The 14,386-nt window shown below is 53.8% G+C and carries 6 protein-coding genes and 1 riboswitch; all 6 genes read left to right on the top strand.

Annotated elements, in window-relative coordinates; translation table 11 throughout:
- The first annotated feature begins 12 nt into the window (after positions 1-12).
- Positions 13-1,512 (top strand): DUF58 domain-containing protein, encoded by a 1,500-nt coding sequence (locus NSU14_RS28655; RefSeq protein WP_340948087.1) that lies wholly within the window; start codon positions 13-15, stop codon positions 1,510-1,512.
- 28 nt (positions 1,513-1,540) lie between these two features.
- Positions 1,541-3,958, top strand: a complete 2,418-nt coding sequence (locus tag NSU14_RS28650) for a transglutaminase domain-containing protein (RefSeq protein WP_340948085.1) — start codon at positions 1,541-1,543, stop codon at positions 3,956-3,958.
- 695 nt (positions 3,959-4,653) lie between these two features.
- Positions 4,654-6,192, top strand: a complete 1,539-nt coding sequence (gene guaA / locus NSU14_RS28645) for a glutamine-hydrolyzing GMP synthase (RefSeq protein ID WP_039309743.1) — start codon at positions 4,654-4,656, stop codon at positions 6,190-6,192.
- Between the two features lie 381 nt (positions 6,193-6,573).
- Positions 6,574-6,673: riboswitch (purine riboswitch) on the top strand.
- Positions 6,674-6,797: 124 nt separating this feature from the next.
- The gene (locus NSU14_RS28640; RefSeq protein ID WP_340948084.1) at positions 6,798-8,198 is read left to right on the top strand and encodes an NCS2 family permease; all 1,401 of its coding nucleotides are present in this window, start codon (positions 6,798-6,800) and stop codon (positions 8,196-8,198) included.
- Between the two features lie 290 nt (positions 8,199-8,488).
- A complete protein-coding gene (locus tag NSU14_RS28635; RefSeq protein WP_340948083.1) occupies positions 8,489-10,483 on the top strand; it encodes a hypothetical protein in 1,995 nt (664 codons plus the stop codon).
- Positions 10,480-14,319: a phospholipid carrier-dependent glycosyltransferase gene (locus NSU14_RS28630; protein ID WP_340948082.1), complete on the top strand. Its 3,840-nt coding sequence runs from the start codon at positions 10,480-10,482 to the stop codon at positions 14,317-14,319. The genes NSU14_RS28635 and NSU14_RS28630 overlap by 4 nt, the downstream gene beginning before the upstream one ends.
- The last annotated feature ends 67 nt before the right edge of the window (positions 14,320-14,386 follow it).

Here is a 14,386-nt window from a genome sequence, read left to right as displayed (position 1 = left end):
GGGAGCTAGTCTATGACCGAAAGAAGGGTGTCATCCTTGTCCTCCTCATCATTGATAGATCAGATCAAATATGAGCATGGAAAGCGGGATAGTTCCGGGAAATCTGCGGCTGCGTTCCTGTCCCGCCGGCGTGTCCGCAGCACTGTACAGGAGTGGGCGCGGATGCTGCTTTTAACCGCAGCAGTCTTAGGGTTATATCTGTGGCGGGGCGGAGAATCACTGTTGCTGCTTCTGACGGCTGGCGTAATTGTAATGTCCGGCGGGCTGCTTATGCATCTTTGCGGTCCACGGAGGGTAGCCGTTCTCCGCACAATAACTCCCGCACGCCCGTCGGCCGGGGATACCGTTACCGTTAAGGTACAGATCAGCTTTGTCTCCAAGATCCCGCTTCCATGGATAGTTGTTGCCGATTACTGGAGTGAAGGCAGCCATCAGGAGCTGCTGTTTCCCGGATTCCGGCGCTCCTTCACTTATTCGTATGAACTGAAGTCTGTTCCCAGAGGGGTCCACCAGCTTTACGGCTGCGGTGTCACCTGGGGGGATCTGCCTGGTTTGTTCACTGGCGGCTGTCAGCCGGGCGGCAAAGAGAGCTTCAAGGTGCTCCCGAAGGCGCTGTATCTGGCCGGCAGCTTGCCGGATAACCGTGTAATGCCGGGAGACCGGATGCTTCCCGGACGGGGGAAGCAGGGCAGTGCAGAAGCAGCGGATATCCGTGACTATGCCCCCGGTGATCCGCTCAGCCGGATTCACTGGAAGAACAGCGCCCGCAAGGGAACCCTGCAGAGCAGAGTACCTGAACGGGAAGCCGGGCAAATGACCTGTATCGTGCTTGCCAATTCTCCGGAGGATTATGAGGTTCCTTACGGTGCCCTGGTACCTCGCGGGCAGCGCGGAACGGTTATGCCTGCTTTTGAACGGGCGGTGTCGGCGGCAATGGGACTGATGCTCTCTGCCGAACGTTCCAGCAGTTACCTGCAGCTCTTCAGCGGCGGCTGGCCTGAAGGGATGGCCAGATATGAAGGCCTGGGTCAAATCCCCGGCAGGGTACAAGACCTGCTGACGGAAATATCCCCATCCGGCTCACAGAGTCTCAGCCGGCTGCTGGAGGATGCTTCACGGGGCTGGATTCCCGGCATGACGGTGTCTGTCATTACCGGCCGGCTTGAAGAAGAGTCTGCCCGGACGCTTGCCCGCTTTTTGGTCCAGGGAATTAAGGTCGAGCTGTACTATGTCTGGGATCAGCCCTCTCCGGGGGGAGGACCGGCGGAAGATCCGGTACGGAGTTCAACCGGAACCAAGGAGGCCAGGGAAGGATTCCCTGAGCCTGTAGAGAGTTATCCGGCTGTTAAGTATAGCCCGGGTTCCGGCGGCAAGCAGCGTACATCGGGCACTATAGCCGGAAGTCTGATGCGGCTGGGTGCGCGGATCCATTGTCTGAACGATGTCTCTCCTGCACAAGGGTACAAGGGGGCGGAGTATTATGGATATCCGGGCCAACCGACATCGCATTAGGGTTACTCCAGCAGACTTAGGGGGCCCTGTGAATTCTCCAGGGGGCAGCCGGCAGCCGGAAGCGGAAAGTACGGAGAACAGCTTCGCCGATAAAAGGGAGAGCAGTCCCCTGTATTATCGCGGGCTGTTCTCTTTGGCTATTATGGGGATGTTCACCCTGTGGCTGCTGCCGCTCAAGCGGCTGGCCGCATCGGCGGATACCGCCGAGCTTCTGAAGCTCCTGATGCTCTCGGCTGCCGGACTGCTGTTATGGGGATGTATTCAGCTTCCCCGCCTTCTGCAGGCCTGCGGGCAGTTCCTCCTGATCTTCCTGACCTGGTTCTACCTGTGCGCGGCACAGGAAGGAACTGCCTGGCTACGGCTCTATGCAGCAGATATCCGTGAGGATGCCCTTCTGCTCCTGTCAGGCCGGATTTCAGCCTTAAGTGAGGACAGCCGGCTGCTGATTCTGGTGCTTGGCTGGGGCCTGTTAGTGTCAACTGTCCAGCAGCTGGCTCTTTACAGGGGAAGTATCACCTTATTTACAGGTGTAACCCTGGTATATCTGCTGGCGCTCGATATGGTCTATGCTGTCGATACGTCCGGTGATGTACTGGTCTCAGCGGGGCTGATTCTCTGGATGCGGTCATTAAGCGGACTGCTCCGTCTGCAGGAGCGGACAGGAAGCCACGCTCTTCCTTACGCCCGCTGGGGAATATGGGCGTTCTCTACAGCGGTGGCCGTGACGGTGGCAGCCTGGATAGGCGGGCAGGGACTCGGTGCCCGGCCAGTGGTTCCCATTACACTGCAGCCGGTTCTAAACAAGCTGGAGAATTGGGCGGAAACGCAAAGGCCCGGAGAATCTGCTGGACCTCAGGCGGCCAGCACCGGTTACAGTGCGGGAGACGGGGAGCTGGGAATGCCCTTGTCGCCCAGCAGAGAGGCCGTCTTTAGCGTAACGGCTGCCCGTCCGTCCTACTGGCGGGGAGAAAGCATAGCTTATTATGACGGCCGCCGCTGGATCAGAAGCGGGGTGTCCTATGAACCGCTTAATTTAACGAGCCTCCCGGTTGCGGAGCCGGAAGCGGCCGGGCCAGCGCCGCTCATTCAGCGGATTCAGTTCGCCAAGCCTTCATCCGGCGGGCTTCCTCTCTTCAGCGCAGGCACGGCAGTCGATGTACAGAATATCCGGCTGGCTGATGGGAGCCAGCTTGGTTATGTCCTTGCGAACGGCGAGAAGAGCAGCTTCCGGCTGCCGGAGGTCTCCGGGTCCGCCAAGTTAACGGAATATACGGTGAAGTCCGTGCTTCCGGAAAGTGATCCGGCTGTGCTGCGCAAGCTGCAGGGGATTGATCCTGAGCGGGTGAGCAATCTGTATTTGCAGCTCCCCGCAGCCGTGCCGGAGCGGGTGAGGCTTCTGGCAGAGCAGCTTACCGCTGCTGCGGCTAACCGTTATGATGCCGCTGCTGCAGTTGCAGATTATTTGCAAACCGGCTACACCTACACCCTGCAGACCCGAGTGCCGCCGCCCGGTGCGGACTTCGCCGATGATTTCCTCTTCGGGACCCGGCAGGGCTACTGCGTGCATTTCGCCACGGCGATGACGGTCCTGCTGCGCAGCAGCGGCATTCCGGCCCGTTACGTCCAGGGCTACGGCCCGGGGACGCTTGTGGCCGGCTCCATGCCGCAGCGCTACAATGTGACCGGCGGTGATGCCCACGCCTGGGTCGAGGTCTATTTCCCCGGCGCCGGCTGGGTCCCCTTCGACCCCACGCCTGCTGCCTCCGCCGCTGCTGCAGGCGCGGCGGAGACGAATCCGGCGGCTGCCTCCGCGCCGCCGGGAGCCCGCATGTCCGCTGCGCAGCTCGCGGATGCTCTGTCCGCCGCCCTGCCGCAGGCGGGCGGCACAGCTCCGGCGCCGCTTGCCGCAGCGGCGCTGGGGCTGGCCGCCGCCATCCGCTGGCGGCGTTGCCTGGCCCTGCTGCCGGCGGTGCGCCGCGCCGGCAGATTAAGCCGTGAGCGGCAGCTTCGCGCCGCCGCTCTGGCCTGGCACGGGCTGGCGGCGCGGTATGGGCCGCCGCTGCCCGGGGTTACCGCCAGGGAGTACGCAGACTCCCTGGCCATTGAGGACGGGCGGCTGCGCGCCGCCGTCCGGGACTTCGTACGCCAGTGGGAAACCCTGGCGTACAGCGGATGCGCGGGCGGGCTTGCCGCCCGCGCGCAGCCATCGCACCGGGGCGCAGTCGTCGCGGACCCGCAATCGCCGTGCCCCGGCGCAGGCGGCGCGGTTCCGCAGCCCCCGCGTCCCGGCGCATCCGGCGCGGTTCCGCAGCTCCCGCGTCCCGGCGCCTCCGACCCGGTCCCGCAACCCCTGCGCTCCAGTGCTCCTGCCAAGGATGCGGAAGCCAATGACGCTGCCGCGTTTATTGCCAGATGTTTGACGATTACATTCCGTCTGACCCGATAAGATGAAAAGGCGTTCACTGCTAATGCAGCGAGCGCCTTTTCATTTACATCAATATTTAAGCTGAACTTGGATGCCAACTGAAATCCTGCACGAAATACAACAATCTCCTCATAATAACGAGCCAAATCAGAAATTGTTGTATAAAAAGCAGCATTTCCCCATAATCAGGCAGCTAAGCGCATCAATTCCTGCATTTCATACAACAATTGTTACGAATCCCCCAGTATTCATGAATCCATGTTGTAATACTTACAACATTTAGGCCTTTCTTTACAGGTGAACTTAAGTGAGCCCGCTTTGCTGCTGTGCGGCGCCCCGGAGAGTACAGCGTGACCCTTGGAGGGCTGCAAAAGTATAGCTCTGGCGTATTAGTTGGTTTTCCGGCGTATTAGTTAGTTCATAGTAACTTCCCCGGTGTCGCCCGCCGGCTAGCCCTCTGTTCTGTCCAGCATATGACGGCATTCCTGAAAGAGGAAATCACTTGTTAGCAGCGGTAGCGTCACACTTTTCCCCAGCATGCAAACGTGGAAGCGGATACGAATTCCAAGATCTGGATACTGTCTTTACAGGCCCCCCTAAATCGCCCCAGACCCCGTCACATATGGGAGAAATCCCCGAAGACAAGACGTCTCCTTTCCTTGACGCTGAGAATTAACCATGAGTATAATGAATCCAATAATCAAGGGAGGCAAGTAATGAACAAGCCAAATGAAATTATCGTTGTTCTGGATTTCGGGGGACAGTATAACCAGCTTATCGCGCGCAGAATTCGGGACCTGGGGGTATACAGCGAGCTTCTGCCGTACAATACACCAATGGAGAAGATTAAGGCACTGTCGCCAAAAGGGATTGTTTTCTCAGGCGGGCCAAGCAGTGTGTACGCTGAGGATGCACCACATGTAGATCCGGCGATTTATGAACTCGGACTTCCGATCTTCGGAATCTGTTACGGGATGCAACTGATGGCCCAGCAGCAGGGCGGCAAGGTAGAACGCGCATCCAAGCGGGAATACGGCAAAGCGGATGTGGAATTCTCGCCAGGGTCTGTGCTTGCAGCAGGTCTTGAGAGCAATCAGACCGTATGGATGAGCCACGGTGACCATGTTGTGGAGCTTCCGGAAGGCTTTAAGCTGGACGCCGGGACAGAGAGTGCTCCAATCGCAGCTATGAGCAATGATGCACGCAAATTCTTCGCCGTACAGTTCCACCCTGAGGTGCGCCACTCTGTGAACGGGAATGAGATGATTTCGAACTTCCTGTATGAGGTCTGCGGCTGCGAGGGCAAATGGACGATGGAGTCGTTTATTGACGATGCCATTAAGGATATCCGCGACAAAGTCGGCGACAAAAAAGTGCTCTGCGCACTCAGCGGCGGTGTAGATTCCTCTGTTGTGGCTATGCTGATTCACCGTGCCATCGGCGACCAGCTGACTTGTATGTTCATTGACCACGGCCTTCTGCGCAAAGGTGAAGCGGAGAGCGTTATGGAGACTTTTGTCGGCAAATTCGATATCCATGTGGTCAAAATCGACGCCCGTGACCGCTTCCTCGGCAAGCTGGCCGGTGTTTCCGATCCCGAACAGAAACGTAAGATCATCGGCAATGAATTCATTTATTGCTTCGACGAAGAATCGGCCAAGCTGGGTGATTTCGCGTTCCTGGCACAAGGCACACTGTATACAGATATCGTGGAGAGCGGTACAGCAACGGCTCAGACCATTAAGTCCCACCATAATGTAGGCGGGCTGCCTGAAGATATGAAATTCAGTCTGATCGAGCCGCTGAACACCCTGTTCAAGGATGAGGTCCGCAAGCTGGGTGAAGAGCTCGGAATGCCGCATGCCATCGTCTGGCGTCAGCCTTTCCCGGGTCCGGGTCTGGCCATCCGTGTTCTGGGTGAAGTAACCGAAGAGAAGCTGACTATTGTTCGTGATTCGGACTTTATCCTGCGTGAAGAGATTGCCAAAGCCGGTCTCGACCGTGAAATCTGGCAGTATTTCACTGCATTGCCTAACATGAAGAGTGTTGGCGTTATGGGCGACGAGCGTACGTATTCCTATACCGTAGGTATCCGCGCTGTAACTTCCGTAGATGGAATGACCGCAGACTGGGCGCGTATTCCGTGGGATATTCTGGAGAAAATCTCCGTCCGCATCGTCAACGAAGTGGATAACGTCAACCGTATCGTGTACGACATTACTTCGAAGCCGCCTGCAACGATTGAGTGGGAATAGGCCTCATCAACAGCTGACTATCAAATTCCGGAGCCGGAACGCCTTCACTGGCGTTTCCGGCTTTTTTGCTGATATAAGGGCAAGCCGTTTCTATTTGAGAATCTTCTCTTTTCTGTCCTGCATACAAACGGAAGGACAGTCAAATGCTATACACAGAAAATGATGCCACCCGGCTATCCCGCTTAGCGCTCCATCATACGTGTATAACCTGGCTTAAGTACAGTACCGTCCGCGTTTATACCGCGATGTTTGGCGGATCATCCCTGTACCAAGCGAAATTTGTCATGAAAATGTTCGATTTACGAACAATTGTATAAACCTTACGCTTAATGTTCGTATTTACCATTGACAACTCATGTCATATACACCTAAAATGATAAAGCGCTACAGCAAATACATATTCGTATAATTCCGGGGATTGGCCTGGAAGTCTCTACGAGGTCACCGTAATGACCTGGCTACGATTAAGAAGAGCAGCTTACCTGGAATTCCGGTTAACACCGGATATGCCGGGCAAGAATCTCTTTTTTCGGGCCGGTGTCTTCCCAGATGCCGGCTTTTCTGTTGCTGTGATGGCATAACATACACCTTAGGGGGAGAACAATTTGAATCGCTTTTTCAAGTTGAAAGAGAACGGCACTACAGTACGCACAGAGATCATGGCCGGTTTGACCACGTTTATGGCAATGGCTTATATCCTATCGGTTAATCCCAATACCCTGACTGCCTTTGGCCGCATTGATATGGGCTGGTATTCCGTATTCCTGGCTACAGCACTTGCAGCAGGTATTTTCACAATTGCCATGGGATTATTCATTAACTTCCCGGTAGCTCTGGCACCTGGTATGGGCCTTAATGCATATTTTGCTTCCGTAGTGTTGTCTTCGGCAACCACCGAACATGAGTTTACCTGGCAAATGGGTCTTACTGCGGTATTTATCTCCGGTATCATCTTCATCCTGCTGACCGTTACCCGGGTCCGGCAAATATTGCTTACCGCAATTCCTGACAGCCTGAAGCATGCCATCACGGTCGGTATCGGGATGTTCATCACCATTATCGGCCTGAAGAACAGCGGATTGATGACGATCGGCGTTGAAGCCGGTAATGACATTGCCGCTAATAAATTCACGGATGTTCTTTCCTTCGAAACTGTAATTCATATGGGCAGCCTGGAGAACACCGATGTTCAGCTCGTAATTATCGGCCTGCTGCTGATTTCCATCCTGATGGTGCTGCGCGTACGCGGCGCAATCCTGTTCGGTATTCTGGGTACTACGCTGGCTGCGATCCTGATGGGCGCTGTAGATTTTGGTTCCATTAATGATTCACAAGCCCATTGGATTCCGGACTTCACGCAACTCAACTTCTGGGAATTTGACTGGGAAGGCATCATGCACACCGGTATCGTTTCCGCAATTGCTACCTTTACCTTTGTAGAATTGTTTGATACCTTCGGTACACTTGTAGGTACTGCCGAACGTGCAGGAATCATGAAGGATGCTGAAGAAGGCAAAAGACGTGTTGGTAACGCCATGTTTGTAGATGCAGTAGCCGTTGCCGGTGGTGCGATGCTGGGTACTTCCACAACCACTGCTTATGTTGAGAGTGCTGCCGGTGTAGCTGAAGGCGGACGTACGGGTCTGACTGCAGTAACTACAGGTGTGTGCTTCCTGCTCGCATTGTTCCTGGCTCCGATTGTAGCGCTTATTCCCGGCCCTGCAACAGCCGCTGCACTGATTATTGTCGGTGTCCTGATGGCCCAATCCATCCGCGACATTGATTTCCAGGACATGGTCCTGGCGATCCCGGCCTTCCTTACCTTTGTTATTATGCCTTTCACTTACAACATCGCTAACGGTATTTCGTTCGGGATTGTCACTTATGTTATTCTGGCTTGCGTAGCGAATCTGGCCGGCAAGAAGAAATATGATATCCACTGGATGATGTGGGTACTGGCTGTTCTGATTATTCTGCGTTATGTTCTGATCGGCAGCCAAGGCTAAGAGAGAACGACATCCGTCTTTAAGTACACGGTTCCTTCATTAATATGAAGGGGCCGTTTTTTTTATAAAAATATAAGAATTTATTTGCTTCACGCTATCAATTATCCTTCTATTTCTCGCTGAAACGGTACCGTCCTTATAGAAGGACGGCAAAGCCGTTTCTACTTGTTATAGAAATGTTCAGTTTCACTGGAGAATCCCTCATAAGGAGGCTGCAGCTGGGGTTAACCTCTGCTTTACCCTTTTCTTCATCCAGTATTTAGATTATATTGTTGAAGAGGTGATAAACGTTGTCCGGCTTACTTACGAGAGCTTACAAGTCCTGCATTAACAATCCCTGGCCGTACCTATTGTTTCTGCTGGGGGCAATCGTTCGTATCATATACATAAATTCTATTCCTCCGGGACTGAACCAGGATGAAGCATCTATCGGCTATGATGCTTACGCCATTCTTCACTACGGAATGGACCGCAATGGTGTACATCTGCCCGTTCATCTTATCGCCTGGGGCAGCGGACAGAATGCGCTGTATGCCTACTTGTCCATGCCGTTTATTCTGCTGTTTGGCCTGACGCCGCTGTCTGTGCGGGCACTCAGTCTGGTCATGGGCTTACTGGCCATGATTGTCTTCTACCTGATTATGAAACGGCTGTCCGCCTCATCCGGAGCAGGAATCGCTGCCATGTTCTTTATTGCGATCAATCCCTGGCATATTATGATGTCCAGGTGGGCGCTGGAATCGAATCTGTTTCCCACGATGATTCTGATAGCTGTGTACCTTCTGCTAAGATCCTTCGACAATCCGCGATGGTTTTATGCGTTTACCGGCATGCTGGCCCTCTCGCTGTATGCCTATGGAACAGCTTACTTTTTTGTCCCGTTATTTGCGCTTGGTACGGCAATTCTTCTATTGTATAGCAAGATACTTAAGCTCAGGACTCTTGTGTGGAACAGCCTGCTGTTTGCAGCAATGGCCCTGCCTATACTATTATTTATTGTTATTAACCGTTACTCCATGCAGGACATAGCCACTCCATTGTTCACTATTCCCAAGCTTACGATGCCGCGTGTGGAGGAGATTTCATCCGTGTTCAGCGGACAGCTTGGGAGGGCAGCTGCGGATAACTTCAGTGCATTCAGCAAGCTTATGCTTAGCGGGACTGACGGCTTGCCATGGAATTCAATTTCTCCTTATGGCTATGCGTACCCGATCGCGCTTCCCTTTGCGCTGCTGGGGTTGGTTGTCCTCATACATTCGTGGTGGACCAGGCGGCGGGAGAACGCAGGGTATGGAGTGTTGCTGCTCTGGTTCCTGATTGCCGTGCTGATGGCGTTTATTACAAGTGTAAACATCAACCGGATCAATATTATTTTTTATCCGTTCATCATGCTGGTAAGCGCCGGATTTGTGTGGCTTGCGGGGAGAGTCAAGGGAGCTGCCGTATTGGCCGCTGCAGTGTTTACAATATTTTTTGTCCTGTTCTCAAGTGATTATTTCCGTGAGTTCCCCGGCCGGATCGGACCGGCTTTTTATGATTCTTTCGGTGAGGCGGTGCAGTATGCCTCCGAACACAGCCCGGGAGAAATCTATATTACCAATAATGTGAATATGCCCTACATTTATGTGCTGTTCTATGAGCGGATCAATCCGCAAGACTTCCAGGATTCCGCCGTTTACGCCAATCCGGGAGAAGCTTTCCAGCGTGTATCCTCCTTTGGGAGATACAGATTTGACGATTTGAACATGGTGCCTGCAAATGCCGCATATATCTTTGGGAATAGCTCTCCGCTTCCTGCGGCAAGTACAGAATATACAGTTAAGCGTTTCGCCAACTACAGCGTAATGCTTACTAAAGACAAAGCGGACGGGCTTCCGGCAGCTCCGGAGGTTCCCGCTGCTGAATTTAGGAACGGGGGGTTTGAAGAAGGGACTTCGGGCTGGACATTCTCTGCGGGAGCGGGAGTGGCTGACAATAAGCCTTACGCCGGAACTAGGCTGGCTTATCTTGATGCGGGAGCTGACAGAAGCGTGTCACAGGTTTTTGCCGCGGCAGCCGGTGACTACAAGCTATCCGCAATGGTTAGTGCAGGCGGCAGCGGCGGCGGGAAGATCGGAATCCGTGCAACCGGCACTGTGCTGGCAGAAGCCGAACTGCAGGCAGGGGAAGATTATCATCAGGTTACACTCCCTGCGGTCACGCTGGAGCAGGGGATGCAGGCAGAAGTTTACATAACCGGCGGTAACGGCTGGATTAACATTGACGAGGTGAGGGTGGAACGATGACCAAGAATACACGTGCGGCGGCAACCGTTATACTGATGCTCTTATTATTTATTCTTCCTGTAACAAACGTTTATGCTGAGGGGAATTTACTGCAGAATCCGGGTTTTGAGGATGGGGAGGACGGTGCGCCTGCCAGCTGGAGCAAAGATATGTGGATCTCGGGCGATGCCTCCGGTCTGCTGTCCGTTCAATCCGAGGATGTTCACTCCGGCAGCAAAGCGGCAGTCATTGAGAACCTTGAACCCAATCACCTGAAGTGGGTACAGACGGTTGCCGTCTCGCCGGACAGCTACTACAAGATCTCGGGTTATGTCAAAATAGTCAGTACAGCAGGCGGAGGAATGGGTGCTAATATATTCCCGGTCGGAATTGGCGGCGGTTATCCCGCCACCCAGGATACAGCTGGCGAATGGCAGCATCTCGAGTTCATCGGCCAGACCGGCAAAGAGCAGACCGAGATCGGGATAGGTGCTGCCCTGGGCGGATATGCCAACCTGATTCAGGGCAAGGCCTATTTCGATGATCTGTCCGTAGAACAGCTGGATGCTGCTCCGGAAGGCGCGAACATTGTATCGCTGGACAGCGGAGCACCGGCGGCCGGGGCGGATGCGGGCGGCGGGAGCCAGCCGGCAGAAACACCGCATAAGGTGTCACCTGCCAAGCTGCTGCTGATATCGGCAGTGTTCAGTGTGTTCTTTGCTCTTTTATATCACAGAGCCTTCAGCAGTAAACGCCTGCTGAACCAGCAGGATGTGATCTATACACGCTGGCTGTATGTCCTGTTTGGTGTAGCATTCATTCTGCGGATCTGGATTGGCCTGACTGCGCAGGGCTATCAGAATGATATGAATACATTCATGGCTTGGAGCCATCGTCTGACAGACCTTGGTCCGGGCAAGTTCTATGAAGAAGGCTATTTCGCGGATTACCCCCCAGGCTACTTGTATGTGCTGTACCTGCTGAGTCTGCTCCGCGGATTGTTTAATTTTGCGGGCGGGTCAGGCGCAGAGACTGTGCTATATAAGCTGCCGGCCATCATCTCCGACCTCGTGCTCGGCTGGATCATCTACAAGGGCGCACGTGCCAAGATCGGACCCGGACTTGCGATCGGGCTGATGATGCTGTTCCTGTTTAACCCGGCAGTGCTGATGGACTCTGCAGCGTGGGGACAAGCAGACTCCTTCTTCCTCATCTTCCTGCTGCTCAGCATAATGGGAGTAGTGGATAGAACCTTTGTACGCGCAGCGATCTTTTTCGCCATTGCCACACTGATCAAACCGCAGGCGCTGATTTTCACACCGGTCCTGATCTTTGCCTTCTATCATCACCGTGCCTGGAAGCAGCTTGCTCTGGGCGCTGTCTACGGACTGGGAATATTTGCTCTGCTCGCAGCCCCGTTCTTCTGGAATAACGGCGGTTTTGCCGGAGTGATTGATTTATATAAGAGCACTTTATCTTCTTATCCGTATTCTACAGTTAATGCATTCAATCTTTATGCTTTGACGGATCCGATGTGGTCAGCGCTTGATGTCACCTGGCTCGGCATACCTTACCGCATATGGGGCTTTATTTTCATACTTGTAGCGGTAGCTCTTGCAGCTTATTATTCCTTCAATACCAAGGACCGCAAGGATCTTTCTAAATCGTATTTCCTCGGCATGGTGCTGATCACGGTTGTCTTTGTATTTGGCACCAAAATGCATGAACGCTACCTGTATCCTGTTCTGCTCCTTTCTCTATTCACCTTCATTGAGAGCAAGGACCGGCGTTTCCTGACACTGTTTCTCGGATTCTCGCTGACTCAATATATTAATGTAGGCTATACGCTGGCCTATCTCAATACCGGCAGCAATCCGCCGACAGACGGAATTGTCCTGGTTACAGCGATTACTACCGTAGTTCTGGCATTATATCTGCTGTATGTTGGGTACGATGTATATATCCGCAAAGCAACAAAGCTCCTGCCAGAGCCTGTTACAACGCAGGCTGCATTTGAAGCAGATGTGCGGCTTGCAGAGGGGATTCAGCCCCTTGCCAAGCAAGAACGGCGTTCCCCGCTGAAGCTGCAGCGCAGAGATTGGATCTGGATGATCGCGATCACGGTACTCTATGGAGCGCTTGCGCTTTATCATCTGGGGGACAACAAGTCGCCTGAAACCCTGTGGGAGCCTGCCGCCAGCGGCGAGAGCTTCTATGTGGATCTGGGGCAGGCCCACCAGCTGGAGCGGGTAAATATCTTCGGCGGTGTCGGCACGGGCAAGTTTCAGCTGGAGTTCAGCCAGAGTCCGGATAATTGGAGCAGCCCGCTTGATGTGAGCGAGGATGTCGGCAATGTCTTCATATGGAAAAGCCAGCCGCTGAACGTATCGGCAAGATACGTCAAGCTGACAGTCACCTCTCCGGGCTTCACCCTGAATGAAGTGGCTTTCTATGGCCAGGAGGCACCGAAGACGCCTCTGCAAATTGCCGGTGTTACACCGGATGCCGCTGCGGCTCCCAAAAGAGGGACGCCAGCCAATCTGTTCGATGAGCAGTCCATGATCCCGGAGAACTCGAATTTCATGAACAGTACGTATTTCGATGAAATCTATCATGCACGGACCGCTTATGAACATTATCATGATATTGTCCCTTATGAGAATACGCACCCGCCGCTTGGCAAGCTGCTGATCGGTGCAGGCATGGAGCTGTTTGGCGTCAATCCGTTTGGCTGGCGTATCATCGGCACCCTGTTCGGCATTGCAATGCTGCCGCTGATCTATATCATGGCGATGCGGCTGTTCCGGAAGACTACCTATGCTGCATTAGCAGCCGGACTGTTCGCGCTGGACTTCATGCATTTCACCCAGACACGCATTTCAACGATTGATGTATACGGCGTATTCTTCATTATGCTGATGTTCTATTTCATGCAGCGGTATTATACGATGAACTTCTACCGTATGCCGCTGCGCACAACGCTGGTTCCGCTGTTCTGGTCCGGACTGTTCTTCGGAATCGGAGTTGCTTCCAAGTGGATTGTTCTCTACGGAGGGGCAGGACTTGCGGTGATGCTGGCACTGGCGCTGTTTGAGCGGTATAGGGAGTATAAGGCTGCAGGCCGTCTGCTGGCTGAGGGCAAGCTGACCGGTCAGGAGCTCAAAGCTGCCTGCCGGACAGCGGACCAATCCTTCTGGAAGAACACCATCATTACTTTGGCCAGCTGCATCATATTCTTCATTGCTATCCCGGTTATCATCTATAGCCTGTCCTTTGTCCCGGCGCTCTCTGCTTCGGCGGAAGGCTTCACCATTAAGGGACTGATTGATGCCCAGAAAAATATGTACAACTATCACAGCCAGCTTGTAGCTACGCATCCGTTCGCCTCTTCCTGGTGGGAGTGGCCGTTCATGAAACGTCCGGTCTGGTTCTTCAGCGGCGGTGAAGGCTTGCCGGAAGGTAAGGCCAGCAGTATCGTGACCATGGGGAATCCCCTCATCTGGTGGACAGGAATCTTCGCTATGCTGGCAGCCGTGTGGCTTACCGTGAAACGCAGGGACAAGAATCTGTACATGATCTGGATCGGGTTCTTCTCACAGTATGTCCCGTGGATGCTTGTGCCGCGTGAGACGTTCCTGTACCATTATTTTGCGATGGTGCCATTTATGATTCTGTCGGTTGTCTATATCCTGAAGCTGCTTGACAGCAGATTCGGCGACGCCAAATATCTGCGGTATGCCTATGTGGCTGCTGCAGCCATCCTGTTTGTAATGTTCTATCCGGTGTTGTCCGGAATGCAGATTAACAGCAGTTATATAAATACTGTACTGCGCTGGTTCCCTTCCTGGGTATTCTAGGGGCACTATTTAAGAAGGCATATGTTTCAGAAAACAGTTTTATTGCGGGGTATCTCGTAGAAACTTA

Origin of the sequence: Paenibacillus sp. FSL R10-2771 (genome assembly GCF_038000205.1) — a bacterium.
In the GTDB taxonomy this organism is placed as follows: Bacteria; Bacillota; Bacilli; order Paenibacillales; family Paenibacillaceae; genus Paenibacillus_AQ; species Paenibacillus_AQ phytohabitans.
This window is presented reverse-complemented; position numbering and strand designations above follow the sequence as displayed.

Excerpts from the sequence above, each read along its gene's own strand:
- NSU14_RS28655 (WP_340948087.1), top strand. The coding sequence starts at position 13 with ATGACCGAAAGAAGGGTGTCATCCTTGTCCTCCTCATCATTGATAGAT.
- guaA (WP_039309743.1), top strand. The coding sequence starts at position 4,654 with ATGAACAAGCCAAATGAAATTATCGTTGTTCTGGATTTCGGGGGACAG.
- NSU14_RS28630 (WP_340948082.1), top strand. The coding sequence starts at position 10,480 with ATGACCAAGAATACACGTGCGGCGGCAACCGTTATACTGATGCTCTTA.